This is a genomic window from Bradyrhizobium sp. S69, from assembly GCF_009766005.1.
GTDB lineage: Bacteria > Pseudomonadota > Alphaproteobacteria > Rhizobiales > Xanthobacteraceae > Bradyrhizobium.
In genome coordinates, this window is the sequence record NZ_LMUK01000051.1 from 247,049 (window position 1) to 260,267 (window position 13,219).

The window sequence follows — 13,219 nt, forward strand, 5'->3', positions numbered from 1 at the left end:
TGCGACGGCGCCCCTTTGAAGTGGCTCACGCCGAGATCGCAAGGGAGCAAACAGCGATGTTGCACGACTGGGGCGTAATCGCAGCCGCCTTCGGCTACATTGGATTCCTGTTTTTCGTCGCCAGCCACGGCAACCGGCTGTCGCCGACGCAACGTGGCCGCGCCAGCGCGCTGATCTATCCGCTGTCGCTGGCGATCTATTGCACCTCCTGGACCTATTACGGCTCGGTCGGCTTCGCCACCCGCACCAGCGTCGACTTCCTCGCGATCTATGTCGGCCCGATCGTGATGATCGTGTTCTGCACGCCGATCCTGCGCCGGGTGATCCGGCTCGCCAAATCGCAGAACATCACCTCGATCGCCGATTTCATCGCCGCCCGTTACGGCAAGAGCCAGGCCGTCGCCGCGACCGTGGCGCTGATCGCCATCATCGGATCGGTTCCCTACATCGCGCTGCAGCTCAAGGCCGTGGCGTCGTCGCTGGAGACGATCCTCAGCGAAGACCAGGCCTTCTCCTCGATCCCGATCATCGGCGATATTGCGCTGATGGTGACGATCGCGATGGCCGCATTCGCGGTATTGTTCGGCACCCGCCAGACCGACGCGACCGAACATCAGCATGGCCTGATGCTCGCGGTCGCAACCGAATCGATCGTAAAACTGGTGGCCTTTCTCGCTGCCGGCGCCTTCGTCACCTTCTGGATGTTTACTCCAGAGGAACTGATCGAACGCGCGATGAAGACGCCGGAAGCGGTGCGCGCGATCAATTACGTGCCCTCGATCGGCAACTTCCTCACCATGGTGCTGCTGTCGTTCTGCGCCATCGTACTGCTGCCGCGGCAGTTTCACGTCAGCGTGGTTGAGAACTCTAGCGATAGCGAGGTGAAACGGGCGCGCTGGCTGTTTCCGCTGTATCTGGTCGCCATCAACGTGTTCGTGATTCCGATCGCGATCGCGGGCCTGGTGATCTTTCCGTTCGGCGCGGTCGACAGCGACATGTATGTGCTGGCGCTGCCGATGGAGGGAAATTCGCTGCTGCTCAGCGTCGGCGTCTTCATCGGGGGCCTGTCGGCGTCGACCGCCATGGTGATGGTGGAATGCGTCGCGTTGGCGATCATGGTGTCGAACGACATCGTGCTGCCGCTGGTACTGCAGCGCGGCGTCGAGGCCCGCGGCGGGCAAAAGGATTTTGGCGACTTCCTGCTCAGGATCAGGCGCTTTTCGATCTTCGCCATTATGGTGATGGCGTATTTTTATTATCGCGCGCTCGGCAACACCCAGTTGGCCGCGATCGGCCTGTTGTCGTTCGCGGCGATCGCGCAGTTGGCGCCGGCATTTTTCGGCGGGCTGTTCTGGCGGCGCGCGACCGCGCGTGGCGCCATGGGTGGCATGCTGGTCGGCATCGCGATGTGGATCTACACGCTGTTCCTTCCGAGCTTCCTCGACACCAGCACCGCCGGGCTGATGCTGCTGCAGCACGGCCCGTTCGGCATCGAATCGCTGCGGCCGCAAGCGCTGTTCGGCGCCGACCTGACGCCGCTGCTGCATGGCGTGCTGTGGTCGCTCTCGCTCAACATCCTGACCTATGTCGTGTTGTCGCTGGCGCGGATGCCGTCCTCGATCGAACGGTTGCAGGCGGATCTGTTCGTGCCCACGGCCCTCGCCCCGATCGCGCCGACATTCCGGCGCTGGCGCACCACGGTAACCGCGCAGGATATCCAGAGCACGGTGGCGCAATATCTCGGCCCCGACCGCGCCCGCCGTTCGTTCGAGGCCTTCGCGGCCACCCATCCGGCGTCGCTCGACCCGGCGGCGCCCGCCGATTTCGAGTTGCTGCGCCACGCCGAGCATTTGATCGCGTCGTCGATCGGCGCGGCCTCATCGCGCCTGGTGATGTCGCTGTTGCTGCGCAAGCGCACCGTCTCCGCCAAGGCGGCGCTCAAGCTGCTGGACGATTCCCACGCCGCGCTGCACTTCAATCGCGAGATCCTGCAAACCGCGCTCAATCATGTGCGGCAGGGCATCGCCGTGTTCGACGTCGACCTGCAGCTGATCTGCTCGAATCATCAGTTCGGCGAACTGCTCGGCCTGCCGCCCCATCTCGTGCAACTCGGCACGCCCTTGCGCGAGATCCTCGAATTCATGGCAGCGCTCAGCCCGCTCGGCCTGCAAGACGAAGAGACGCTGCTGGAGATGCGGCTCAACGCCTATACCACCGAGGGCGAGCCGTATCTGGAACGGCTACCCGATCGCCACATGGTGATCGAAGTGCGGACCAACCGGATGCCCGGCGGCGGACTGGTCATCACCTTTTCCGACGTCACGCCGAGCTTCGAGGCCGCCGAAGCGCTGGAGCGCTCCAATGCGACCCTGGAAAAACGCGTGCGCGACCGCACCGAGGAACTGACCCGGCTGAATTCGGAACTGGCCCTGGCCAAGAGCGCCGCCGAGGACGCCAGCATCTCCAAGACGCGATTTCTGGCGGCCGCGAGCCACGACATCCTGCAACCGCTCAACGCGGCGCGGCTTTACGTGACGAGCCTGGTCGAGCGGCAGAGCGGCGGCGAGGATGCGCGGCTGGTCGAAAACATCGACGATTCGCTGGAAGCCATCGAGGAAATCCTCGGCGCGCTGCTGGATATTTCACGGCTCGACGCCGGCGCCATGACGACGTCGATCACGAGCTTCAAGATCGGCGACCTGATGCGTTCGCTCGAGATCGAATTTGCGCCGATGGCGCGGGCCAAGCGGCTGAAGCTCACCTTCGTACCGAGTTCGCTGCCGGTGCAATCCGACCGGCTGCTGCTGCGGCGGCTGCTGCAGAACCTGATCTCCAACGCCATCAAATATACCCCGCGCGGGCGGGTGCTGGTCGGCTGCCGCCGTCACGGCCAAAGCTTGCAGATCTGCGTCTACGATACCGGCGTCGGCATTCCGGTCGTCAAGCGCGGCGAGATCTTCAAGGAGTTTCACCGGCTCGAACAGGGCGCCCGGATCGCGCGCGGCCTTGGCCTCGGGCTGTCGATCGTCGAGCGGCTCGCGCGCGTACTCAACCACGGCATCGCGCTCGACTCCAATGCCGGCGGCGGCTCGTTCTTTTCGGTGACACTGCCGATCGCGAAAGCCATCAACTTCACCGCGGCCGTCACCAGCGCCACGCCGCTGTCGAAGGCGCCGATGAGCGGCACGCTGATCGTTTGCATCGAGAACGACGCGGCGATTCTCGACGGCATGAAGACGCTGTTGAAGACCTGGGGGGCCGAGGTGATCGCGGCGGCCGATCCCGATGCCGCCCTCGCGGCGATCGACGCCGCGGGCGGCCGGGTCACCGGCCTGCTCGTCGATTATCATCTCGATCGCGGCAATGGCGTCGCCGCGATCCGCGACATTCGCCGCCGCTTCGGCGATGCCATTCCGGCAATCCTGATCACCGCCGATCGCAGCCCGCATGTCCGCGACGCCGCGCGCGAAGAGAAAATCGCGGTGCTCAACAAGCCGGTCAAGCCGGCATCGCTGCGTGCCTTGATTGGCCAATGGCGCAGCCAGCGGATGGCGGCGGCCGAGTAGAATCGCGGGATAGGCTTACTGCGCGATCGGCGTGGGTTGCCGCCATTGGCCGCCGGCGATTTTGGCCGCGGCGATCACCGCCTGGGTGCGGCTCTCGACGCCCAGTTTTTGCAGGATCGCCGAGACATGCGCCTTGATGGTCGCCTCCGACACGCCGAGCTCGTAGGCGATCTGCTTGTTGAGCAGCCCTTCCGACAGCATCATCAGCACCCGCACCTGCTGCGGGGTCAGCGTCACCAGACGGTCGCGCAGGCGCGTCATGTCCGGATCGGTGACCGACGACAGGTCGGTGTCCGGCGGCACCCAGACGTCGCCATCCATCACTTTCACGATCGCATCGCGCAAGGTCTCGACCCCGAACCGCTTCGGGATGAAGCCCGAGGCGCCGAAATCCAGCGACCGGCGGATCGTGCTGCCGTCATCGCTGGCCGACACGATCACGACGGGGATCGCCGGATATTGCGCACGCAGGTAGATCAAGCCCGAGAAGCCACTGATTCCCGGCATCGACAAATCGAGCAGCACCATATCGACATCGGAATCCTGCTCGAGCAGCGCCGTCAGTTCATCGAACGTCCCGGCCTGGTCGATCCTCGCCGACGTCACGACGCCTGCAACCGCCTGCCGCAGCGCGTCGCGGAACAGCGGATGGTCGTCGGCGATGATGAGGTGCGTATTGGAGGTCATTTATTTCTTACAAGCCGGTTGCGGCAAAATCCGTGGCCTCTCGATAGAGCTTTCGCCAGGTGAATTTTTCCCTGTTGCAATTGTCCTCTGCCACGCGGGCGCATGCAAGCGTGCAATATTGCTTTGCGGCAAAGCGGTTAATCCGGTCCGGTTTGTGCATCGCAATAGATTGAAAGCTGCCAGCGCCCGGGCGCGCGGAACGCGCATTGTTCCCACAACACCACCCTATAAGGCCGAAAGTCTTAATTGGCCGGATTTCACGGTGATGTTACCGTGACGAAATGTCCCAGGCTAACCCGGCGAAGACCGGCGAGTGGGCGAATGCGCATTAACGGACAGGGGAGCGAACAATGGCAATGGCTGCGACAGCGGGCGCGGAAGCTCGCACCGGTGGAATGACGGCTGAAGAGCGAAAGGTTATCTTCGCTTCCTCGCTGGGTACCGTTTTCGAATGGTACGATTTCTACATCTACGGAACGCTGGGCGTGTTCCTCGCCAAATACTTTTTCGCCAACGTGCCGCCGAATGTCGGTTTCATCTTCGCCCTACTGGCGTTTGCGGCCGGCTTCGCCGTCCGGCCGTTCGGCGCCCTGATCTTCGGCCGTCTCGGCGATATGGTCGGACGCAAATACACCTTCCTGATCACCATGAGCCTGATGGGCGTCGGCACCTTCTTCATCGGCCTGCTGCCGGGCTATGGAAGCTGGGGCATCGCGGCGCCGATCGTGCTGATCGCGCTTCGGCTGGTGCAGGGCCTTGCGCTCGGCGGTGAATATGGCGGTGCGGCGATTTACGTCGCCGAGCACGCGCCCGCCAACAAGCGCGGCTACTACACCTCCTGGATTCAGACCACCGCGACGCTCGGCCTGTTCCTGGCGCTGCTGCTGATCCTGGGCATTCGCAGCTGGATGGGAGAAGAGGCATTCAGCGATTGGGGCTGGCGCATTCCGTTCCTGCTGTCGGGTATCCTGCTCGCGGTATCGATCTGGATCCGCTTGAGCCTGAGCGAGTCGCCGATCTTTGCGAAAATGAAGGCAGAGGGAACCACTTCGAAGCGGCCGTTGAGGGAAGCGTTCGGCGAATGGTCGAATGCCAAAATTGCGATCCTGGCCCTGCTGGGTGCGACCGCCGGCGAAGCCGTGGTTTGGTACGGCGGACAGTTCTACGCGCTGTTCTTCCTGACCCAGACCATCAAGGTGCCGGCCGTGACGGCGCAGATCATGATCGTGATTGCGCTGGCGCTCGGCACACCCGGCTTTGTCATCTTCGGCTGGCTGTCGGACAAGATCGGCCGCAAGCCGATCATTCTCGCCGGCTTCCTATTGGCAGCCTTGACGTACTTCCCGATCTTCAAGGCGATTACGCATTTCGCCAACCCGAAGCTCGAAGCGGCGCTGTCCGCCGCGCCGGTCACCGTGATCGCCGATCCCAACGAATGCTCGTTCCAGTTCAAGGCAACCGGCACTGAGAAATTCACCACCAGCTGCGACGTCGCCAAATCCGGGCTCGTCAACCTGTCGGTGAACTATAACAACGAGACCGCACCCGCCGGAACCAAGGCCAAGGTGAAGATCGGTGACCAGACGCTCTCCGCCGATAGCCCCGACTTCGCCAAGGCGTTGCCCGCGGCGATCAAGGCGCACGGCTATCCGGCTTCGGCCGATCCGGCCGAAATCAATCAGGTCATGACGGTGGTGATGCTCTGGCTGCTGGTGGTCTATGTGACGCTGGTCTACGCGCCGATCGCAGCCTGGCTGGTTGAATTGTTCCCGAGCCGGATCCGCTACAGCGGGCTGTCGCTGCCATATCACATCGGCAACGGATGGTTCGGCGGCTTCCTGCCCGCGACCGTGTTCGCGATCGCAGCCGCAACCGGGAACATCTATTCCGGCCTGTGGTATCCGGTCGGCATCGCGATCATGAGCCTGATCGTCGGCTTCCTGTTCCTGCCGGAGACCAAGGACGTCGATATCACCAAAACCTGAGCAAGCCCTGACATCAAGCCGGCCGCGGAGCGATCCGCGGCCGGTTTTGTTTTAACCCGGCTCTGTCTTAACCAATGCGTCCCATGAATTGCAGCACCACCTCGCGCCGGTGCGGCCGGGCGCGATGTTCGATCAGATAGATCGCCTGCCAGACGCCCAGAGCGAGTTGGCGCTTGAGCACCGGAATCTGCAGCGACGTCGCCGTCAGCATGGTCTTGATGTGCGCCGGCATATCGTCGGGACCTTCGGTGTCATGGCTCCATCCGCCGTCCTCGGGGGCGAGCCGGCCGAGCGAAATCATCAGATCGTCCAGCACCGACGGATCGGCATTTTCCTGAACCGTCAGCGACGCCGACGTGTGACGGACGAACAGCGTCACCGCGCCTTCCCGCGCGCAGGCCTCTTCGACGAATTTTGCGACCTCGGCAGTGAGATCGACAAAGCCTGCGCCGGCGGTTTGCACCGTCAGCAGCGACGTCACGAGGGCATCAGCGGTAACCGCCGAGGGCGCCGTGCGGGAGATGGATTTGGAAGAGGTCATGAATTTCTCAATCAACGTTTTGTCGTCCCGGCCTCCGCGCCGGGACCCATAGCCCCTGGCGTTGGTGATTGCGGAAGGCCTTTGCTTCACTGCCAAAACGAGAGGACACGGCGTATGGGTCCCGGCGCGGAGGCCGGGACGACAGCATTTTTCAAATCCTGCCGTTGACGTCCTTCTGCACGCGATTGGCCATCTCGACCAGACGCCGCCAGGCTTGCTCCAGGAAAGTCATGGCGCGATCCATGTCGCGGTCGCTCGGCAAGGGTATCTCGATTCTGGGAATCTCGATCTTGCGCCCGCCCTCGGCGACCTTCGGTTCGGGTTTGTTCAGCGGGTCGCCCTTCGGCAGCGGCTCATCGATCTTGCCGGTAACGGTGGCATCGCGCTCCGCCAATTGGGTCTTGAGTTTTTCCAATTCTGTCTTGAGTTTTTCATTGTCGGCCTGCAGCCGGCCGATTTCCGCGTCGAGCGCCGCGCGTTCGTCGGGCACGGCATAGCAGGCCCAGCCGTTGCCATTGTTATTGCAGGTGGAGACCTCGCCGGTCCGGGTATCGAGCCGGATGATGCCATCGTTGACCGGCGACAACGTATAGCGGCCGTTCTCGGTATCCGGCAGCGGCCCCGCCGCGGCGCCGCCGATGCCGATGGCCATCGCGGCGGCCATCAGCGAAATCGTGAATTTGGCAAGCGACACTGTTGTCATCATCGAAGTGCTCCGCCTCAAACCGCCGATACTGCCCGCTATTATAATGGTGGCTAGGGTTGCGAACGATAGGGCGCACGGCCGGATTTCAACGCATCGGCGAGCAATTCGATCCGGTCCTGGCCCCAGAATACCTCGCCGTCGAGCACATAGACCGGCGAGCCGAACACGTCGGCGGCCAGCGCGTCCTGACGGTTTTGCTCATAGACCACGCTGATCTCCTCGCTGCCGGAGCGCTCAACCAGCGGCTTGCCCGGCAATCCGCAATCGTCGGCCAATTTAACCAGCGTCGCCGCATCGGTGAGATTGAGTTCCTCCTCCCATACCGCCGCATACGCCCGCCGCAGGAATCGATCGGGATCATGGCCGGCCTCGATTGCTGCGATCACGACGCCGTCGGCCAGCCGCGCGTTGAACGGCCAGTTCGCCGGCTGCAAATGAAATTGCAGGCCGCGCTTGTCGCGCCAGCGCTGCAGTTCGACCATCCGATAGCGCTGCCGTACCGGGTGGCGCTTGAGCAGCGGCAACCCGCCGGTTTCCGAAAACAAATCGACCAGCACCACCGGTTTGTGGTTCACCGCAAGACCGTAGGTGCTGACGATCTCGCGAAACAGATTGTGCCCGATATAGGCCCACGGCGATTGCAGCGAAAAATAATAGTCGACCTGGCGCGGCATGCGGATTCCCGGGAGGTTGATTGGCCACGATCATCCCAACAGACCCGCCACGGCGATGCAAGGCTGCTGCAGTGCGGCGACTGCTCCACAGGCGGTTCGCGGCAGGCTTGATAAATACAATAGAATCAATGCACTAACTGGTTACGACGCAATCTTGACTTGGTTAGACGCGCTAAGTATGGTCCGCGCGGCTTTTGAGGGTGACGGGGCGTCATTTCCATCAACGCGGCATTGTTTCGGGTCTCCACAGCATGGCTGAAGGCGCGAACGACGGCGGGAACGGAAATCACGATACATCGTCCGACGAAGCTGCGCTTTCCGCAAGGCTCGGAAGTCTGGATCAGCGGTTGTCCGAAATTCGGGACGGCCGCAAAGTCAGGACTGACCAACCCGAATCTGGAGGCGGAGACGGCGCGGCCAGAGCATCGGCGATGGGGCGCGGTTTCCAGCTTTCTTCGGAGTTGATCGCCGGCGTTGTCGTCGGAGCTTTGATCGGCTGGGGTCTCGACCACGTGCTGCCGACAAAGCCTTGGGGGCTCATCGTGTTTGTCCTGCTCGGCTTCACGGCCGGTGTGGTCAACGTGATAAGGTCGGCGGGCGTTACTCCGGACAGAACCGGCCGTTGAAAGACGGAAAGACCGGACGAATTGATTGCAGGCGCCGGCGTGGCCGGTGGGACGAAAGATACGCCGCGGATGATCGATCCGATCGAACAGTTCAATATCCAGAAGCTCTTCACGATCGGCCATATCGGCCATCAGGAGATCGCCTTCACCAATTCGTCGGCCTACATGTTCGGCTCGGTGGCGTTGATTTCGCTGCTGATGATCGGTGGCGTGGCCGGCAAGCATTTGGTGCCCGGCCGGATCCAGTCGGTCGCTGAAATCAGCTACGAATTCGTCGCCAACACCATCCGGTCGACGGCCGGCAAGGAAGGCATGAAGTTCTTCCCGCTGGTGTTCTCGCTGTTCATGTTCATTGCGGTTTCGAACATCGTCGGGGTCATTCCCTACAACTTCACCATCGCCAGCCACCTCGTCGTCACGGCCGTGCTCGCGATGATCGTGTTCCTGACGGTGCTGATCTACGGTTTCTACAAAAATGGCCTGAAATTCTTCAAACTGTTCGTGCCGTCGGGCATTCCGATCTTCATCCTGCCGCTCGTCGTGTTCATCGAGGTGTTCTCGTTCTTCCTGCGGCCGATTTCGCACTCGGTGCGTCTGTTCGCCAACATGCTGGCGGGCCATATCGCGCTCGCGGTGTTCGCCAGCTTCATTCCGCTGCTGGCGGGGCTTGGCATTGCCGGCTATTTCGGCGCCGTGCTGCCGCTCGGCATGGTGATCGCGCTGACCGCGCTCGAGCTGCTGGTCGCGTTCCTCCAGGCCTACGTCTTCACCATCCTCACCTGCATCTACATCAACGATGCTATCCATCCGGGCCACTAAACCCGGTCCTCTCTCACCAAACCTCAACAAGGAGTTCGTCTCATGGATCCGATCGCTGCAAAGTACATTGGCGCTGGTATTGCCTGCATTGGCATGGGTGGCGCGGGCGCCGGCGTGGGCATCATCTTCGGCAACTATCTCGCCGCCGCGGTGCGCAATCCTTCGGCAGCCCAGGGCCAGTTCGGCAACCTGATTTTCGGCTTCGCCGTGACCGAAGCGCTCGGCATCTTCTCGCTGCTGATCGCGCTCTTGCTGCTGTTCGCGCTCTGATATCTTCCTGAGCGTATCCCGGTTGCGGGATACGCGGTTCAAGCCGAACAGGAGAAGCCAGTGGCTGAAAGTCATGGCACGACGGCGCACACCGAAGCTCCTGCCGCAAAGCATGAGTTTCCGCCTTTCCAGAAGGACACCTTTGCTTCGCAATTGGTGTCGCTGTTGATCGCGTTCGTTGCGCTCTATCTGATCGTCTCGCGTATCGCGTTGCCGCGGGTCGGCAGCGTGATCGACGCGCGGGCGAATACGATCGAGGGCGATCTGGCCGATGCGCAAAAGCTGAAGGACCAATCCGACGGCGCGCTGAAGGCCTATGAGAGCGAACTGGCCGCGGCGCGCGGCCGGGCGCAGGCGATCGGCGCCGAGGCCCGCGAAAAACACAATGCCGCGGCCGACGCCGAGCGCAAGACGCTCGAAGAGAAGCTCGCGGCGAAGCTTTCCGACGCCGAAAAGACCATCGCCTCGACGCGAGAAGCTGCGATGAGCAATGTTCGCGGCATCGCCGCGGATGCGGCTTCGGCGATCGTGCAGCGGCTGACCGGTATTGCGCCGGACGCCCAGTCCGTGAACAGCGCCGTCGACGCCTCGTTGAAGGGATAAGATCTGATGTTCGCCGAACCGGAATTCTGGGTCGCCGTAGGCTTCGTCATCCTGATGGGCGTGTTCGTCTATGTCGGCGTGCACCGCACGGTGCTGACCGCGCTGGATCATCGCAGCCAGCGTATCAAGACCGAACTCGACGACGCCCGCCGCCTCAAGGAAGAGGCCGCCAAATTGCTCGCGGAGTACAAGGCCCGTCACGCCACCGCCGAGCGCGAGGCGCAGGACATCATCACCGCGGCGAAGGCTGAAGCCGAGCGGATCGCGGCCGAGGCCAAGACCAAGATGGAAGACTTCGTCGCCCGGCGCACCAAGACCGCGGAGAGCAAGATCGCACTCGCCGAAGCCCAGGCCATTGCCGACGTTCGCTCGGCCGCGGCCAGTGCCGCGGTCGCCGCGGCCTCCACGATCCTGTCGCAATCGGTCAAGGGCGAAGTCGCCGACGATCTGTTGGCCAAGGGCATCGCGGAAGTTCGCGCCAAGCTGAACTGACGAATATTTCATTCGAGAATGCCGAGCCGGTGCGATCATCTCGCGCCGGCTTTTTTCTTTTGTCCCTGCGAACACGTTCCCAGGGACGACAGACTGAAGCGATTTGCCCCTTCAAGGGAAGCCCCTGCGCCGCTACTTCTTCTTGCGCTTGGCTGGCGCCTTCGGCTCCGGCGTCAGCAGCTGCGGATCGAAGCCGATATAGAAAATGTAGGAATCCCCGACCGCGCCGGGAGCGATGGGGTACACCACGTCGTCGGCGACCAGCGTAAACGGCACCGATCCGTCCGCCGCCATCGCCACCGTGGTCCGGTAGGCTTTGGTGGCGATGGTTTTTTCGTTCACGCCACTCTGCACCACGGCCACGCGCAGCGGGACCTCGACGGTTTCCGGCGCGCCGGCCGGACCGGCAATCACCCGGCCCTGGATACCGATCCGCGCCGTAATGTCGTCGCCGGTTCGCCTGCAATCGCGCGCGACTTTGGTGATCGAGGCCAGATAACGCACGTTATCGCCGACCGCCTCTTTGCCCGGTGCCGCCACGGAATAGGTCGATGCCCCCGCGCGAATGCTGACCGGCGGACAGGTCTCTTCGATCCGGCTCTCGCTTGGTCCCGCGTCAGGGGCTCCCGGCGCAGGCTGGGCCGGTTGATCCGACGATCCGCCGCCAAACAGGCCCTTGAAGCGATCGCTCAGCGATTGCGCGGCCACCGGCGAGGCAAAAAGGCTGCAACCGACCGCCAGCGCGACCACGGCCGATACCGCGACCACGCGATATTTGCGCGACGGAAATGCCGTCATGATCACATGCTTCTTACCCATACGACGTCCCTGGCCCCACACGTCATCCAACCATCATTTTCCGGCCGCTTATAGCAGCGCAATGGCGGCAAACCCAAGGCGCCTGGACAGCCGCCTTCAGCCGCGAAAATCCTCATGCAGCAGGCCGAACAGCAGATGGTCCTGCCAGACGCCGTTGATGCAGAGATAGCGCCGCGCCAGGCCCTCGCGGCTGAAGCCGCATTTCTCCAGCACCCGGATCGACGGCGCATTGGAGGGGATGCAGGCGGCCTCGACGCGGTGCAAATTGAGTTCGCCGAACAGCGACGGCAGCAGTACCCGCAGCGCCGCCGTCATGTAGCCGCGATGGGCGTGGGGCTGCCCGACCCAATAGCCGATGGTGCCGGCCTGCACGATGCCGCGGCGGACATTCGCCAACGTGACGCCGCCGATCATCGCCCCGTCGGATTCGCGAAACACGATGAACGGGTAGGACCGATCAGCCGCGATGTCCTCGGCATAGCGCCGCAACCGCCGGCGGAAGCCCGAGCGGGTCAGGTCGTCGGACGGCCAGATCGGCTCCCAGGGGGTCAGATAATTGCGGCTGGTTTCCCGCAAATGTGCCCATTGCAGAAAATCCGACATCTGCGGCGCGCGCAGCAGCAGGCCGTGGCCGCGCGGGGCGAGCGCGGGCGATCCGCTGGATGGCAATCGAAACAACGCCATGGGCTTCCCCCCATTATCCTGACACTGCCGCCGCGCGACACCACCCGGCGCCGGCGCGGCTCGATCATGCTCCTAGTGAAGACGAGCTTTAGCCTTCGACTTTGTCAATCCTTCCGCAAAAGCCACCGCCGTGTCCAGCCCCCTGCCGCTGCCAAGCGCCACGACGGCGGGCCGGCTGCGCGACAACAATCCCCGCGCCGCGTTCCGGGTCGATTCCACGCTGACGTCGTCGATCCGGGCCACCAGCTCTTCGACCGTCAGGGGGCGGCCGTAGGCCAGAATATGCCGCGCCAACTGTTCGGCGCGGGACGAGCAGCTCTCCAGCGCCATCAACAGCCCGGCCTTCATCTGCGCCTTGGCGCGGGCGACTTCGGCTTCGGTCAGCGTCTCGACGGCGTCGTTGATGACGTCGACGATCACCTCCATCATCTCGGGGGCGTCGCCGGGATCGGTGCCGGTGTAGAGCCCGAAAAAGCCGGTGTCGCTGTAGGGTGCGTGAAACGTGTAGATCGAATAGCACAGCCCGCGCTTTTCCCGCACCTCCTGGAACAGCCGCGACGACATCCCGCCACCCAGCGTGTTGGTGAAGACCTGCATCGAGAACAGCGACAGGTCGCCCTGCGGCACGCCTTCCAGCGCCAACGTCAGATGCGCCTGTTCGAGATCGCGATGCACCACGCGGGAGCCGCCCTTGCCGAACATCGCGGCTTGCGGCTTCGGCGCCGCGCCCGCCTCGAAGCCGGAAAA

Annotated in this window: 15 protein-coding genes; 8 read left to right on the top strand and 7 right to left on the bottom strand. The window is 63.2% G+C overall.

Annotated elements, in window-relative coordinates:
* Positions 1-56: 56 nt before the first annotated feature.
* Positions 57-3,566, top strand: a complete 3,510-nt coding sequence (locus GSQ88_RS30075; protein ID WP_159011438.1) for a PAS domain-containing hybrid sensor histidine kinase/response regulator — start codon at positions 57-59, stop codon at positions 3,564-3,566.
* 15 nt (positions 3,567-3,581) lie between these two features.
* Here GSQ88_RS30075 and GSQ88_RS30080 read toward each other — a convergent pair whose 3' ends face one another.
* A complete protein-coding gene (locus GSQ88_RS30080; protein WP_159011439.1) occupies positions 3,582-4,253 on the bottom strand; it encodes a response regulator transcription factor in 672 nt (223 codons plus the stop codon).
* Here GSQ88_RS30080 and GSQ88_RS35380 point away from each other — a divergent pair.
* A complete protein-coding gene (locus GSQ88_RS35380; protein WP_210253922.1) occupies positions 4,243-4,530 on the top strand; it encodes a hypothetical protein in 288 nt (95 codons plus the stop codon). The genes GSQ88_RS30080 and GSQ88_RS35380 overlap by 11 nt on opposite strands.
* A gap of 73 nt (positions 4,531-4,603) precedes the next feature.
* Positions 4,604-6,238, top strand: coding sequence for an MFS transporter (locus GSQ88_RS30085; protein ID WP_246785109.1), 1,635 nt, complete (start codon positions 4,604-4,606; stop codon positions 6,236-6,238).
* Positions 6,239-6,305: 67 nt separating this feature from the next.
* On the opposite strand, the gene GSQ88_RS30090 is transcribed toward GSQ88_RS30085, so the two are convergent.
* The 3 genes from GSQ88_RS30090 to GSQ88_RS30100 all read right to left on the bottom strand — a co-directional run bounded on the left by GSQ88_RS30090 (position 6,306) and on the right by GSQ88_RS30100 (position 8,159).
* Entirely contained in the window at positions 6,306-6,779 is a 474-nt protein-coding gene (locus GSQ88_RS30090) for a secondary thiamine-phosphate synthase enzyme YjbQ (RefSeq protein WP_159011440.1), read from the bottom strand.
* A gap of 151 nt (positions 6,780-6,930) precedes the next feature.
* A complete protein-coding gene (locus GSQ88_RS30095) occupies positions 6,931-7,485 on the bottom strand; it encodes a hypothetical protein (protein ID WP_502706779.1) in 555 nt (184 codons plus the stop codon).
* 50 nt (positions 7,486-7,535) lie between these two features.
* A complete protein-coding gene (locus GSQ88_RS30100; protein WP_159011441.1) occupies positions 7,536-8,159 on the bottom strand; it encodes a 2-hydroxychromene-2-carboxylate isomerase in 624 nt (207 codons plus the stop codon).
* 251 nt (positions 8,160-8,410) lie between these two features.
* On the opposite strand from GSQ88_RS30100, the gene GSQ88_RS30105 reads away from it, so the two are divergent.
* From GSQ88_RS30105 to GSQ88_RS30125, 5 genes are all read left to right on the top strand, one after another.
* On the top strand, positions 8,411-8,785 hold the full coding sequence (locus GSQ88_RS30105; protein ID WP_159011442.1) for an AtpZ/AtpI family protein: 375 nt from the start codon (positions 8,411-8,413) through the stop codon (positions 8,783-8,785).
* Positions 8,786-8,854: 69 nt separating this feature from the next.
* On the top strand, positions 8,855-9,604 hold the full coding sequence (locus GSQ88_RS30110) for a F0F1 ATP synthase subunit A (protein WP_159011443.1): 750 nt from the start codon (positions 8,855-8,857) through the stop codon (positions 9,602-9,604).
* Between the two features lie 42 nt (positions 9,605-9,646).
* Positions 9,647-9,874, top strand: a complete 228-nt coding sequence (locus GSQ88_RS30115) for a F0F1 ATP synthase subunit C (RefSeq protein WP_009796340.1) — start codon at positions 9,647-9,649, stop codon at positions 9,872-9,874.
* 60 nt (positions 9,875-9,934) lie between these two features.
* The gene (locus tag GSQ88_RS30120; protein ID WP_159011444.1) at positions 9,935-10,477 is read left to right on the top strand and encodes a F0F1 ATP synthase subunit B family protein; all 543 of its coding nucleotides are present in this window, start codon (positions 9,935-9,937) and stop codon (positions 10,475-10,477) included.
* 6 nt (positions 10,478-10,483) lie between these two features.
* Positions 10,484-10,969, top strand: coding sequence for a F0F1 ATP synthase subunit B family protein (locus tag GSQ88_RS30125; protein WP_159011445.1), 486 nt, complete (start codon positions 10,484-10,486; stop codon positions 10,967-10,969).
* A 132-nt stretch (positions 10,970-11,101) separates the two neighbouring features.
* On the opposite strand, the gene GSQ88_RS30130 is transcribed toward GSQ88_RS30125, so the two are convergent.
* The 3 genes from GSQ88_RS30130 to GSQ88_RS30140 all read right to left on the bottom strand — a co-directional run.
* Positions 11,102-11,767, bottom strand: a complete 666-nt coding sequence (locus GSQ88_RS30130; RefSeq protein ID WP_159011501.1) for a hypothetical protein — start codon at positions 11,765-11,767, stop codon at positions 11,102-11,104.
* A gap of 117 nt (positions 11,768-11,884) precedes the next feature.
* Entirely contained in the window at positions 11,885-12,472 is a 588-nt protein-coding gene (locus GSQ88_RS30135; protein ID WP_159011447.1) for a GNAT family N-acetyltransferase, read from the bottom strand.
* A gap of 72 nt (positions 12,473-12,544) precedes the next feature.
* Positions 12,545-13,219 (bottom strand): M16 family metallopeptidase (locus tag GSQ88_RS30140; protein WP_174248146.1); only part of this gene is annotated, 675 nt, incomplete at its 5' end.

What these genes read in the sequence shown, in the direction of transcription:
- GSQ88_RS30090 (WP_159011440.1), bottom strand. Translation starts at nt 6,779, where the DNA reads ATGACCTCTTCCAAATCCATCTCCCGCACGGCGCCCTCGGCGGTTACC.
- GSQ88_RS30085 (WP_246785109.1), top strand. Translation starts at nt 4,604, where the DNA reads ATGGCAATGGCTGCGACAGCGGGCGCGGAAGCTCGCACCGGTGGAATG.
- GSQ88_RS30110 (WP_159011443.1), top strand. Translation starts at nt 8,855, where the DNA reads ATGATCGATCCGATCGAACAGTTCAATATCCAGAAGCTCTTCACGATC.
- GSQ88_RS30100 (WP_159011441.1), bottom strand. Translation starts at nt 8,159, where the DNA reads ATGCCGCGCCAGGTCGACTATTATTTTTCGCTGCAATCGCCGTGGGCC.
- GSQ88_RS30135 (WP_159011447.1), bottom strand. Translation starts at nt 12,472, where the DNA reads ATGGCGTTGTTTCGATTGCCATCCAGCGGATCGCCCGCGCTCGCCCCG.
- GSQ88_RS30075 (WP_159011438.1), top strand. Translation starts at nt 57, where the DNA reads ATGTTGCACGACTGGGGCGTAATCGCAGCCGCCTTCGGCTACATTGGA.
- GSQ88_RS30125 (WP_159011445.1), top strand. Translation starts at nt 10,484, where the DNA reads ATGTTCGCCGAACCGGAATTCTGGGTCGCCGTAGGCTTCGTCATCCTG.
- GSQ88_RS30130 (WP_159011501.1), bottom strand. Translation starts at nt 11,767, where the DNA reads ATGACGGCATTTCCGTCGCGCAAATATCGCGTGGTCGCGGTATCGGCC.
- GSQ88_RS30115 (WP_009796340.1), top strand. Translation starts at nt 9,647, where the DNA reads ATGGATCCGATCGCTGCAAAGTACATTGGCGCTGGTATTGCCTGCATT.
- GSQ88_RS30095 (WP_502706779.1), bottom strand. Translation starts at nt 7,485, where the DNA reads ATGATGACAACAGTGTCGCTTGCCAAATTCACGATTTCGCTGATGGCC.
- GSQ88_RS30105 (WP_159011442.1), top strand. Translation starts at nt 8,411, where the DNA reads ATGGCTGAAGGCGCGAACGACGGCGGGAACGGAAATCACGATACATCG.
- GSQ88_RS30080 (WP_159011439.1), bottom strand. Translation starts at nt 4,253, where the DNA reads ATGACCTCCAATACGCACCTCATCATCGCCGACGACCATCCGCTGTTC.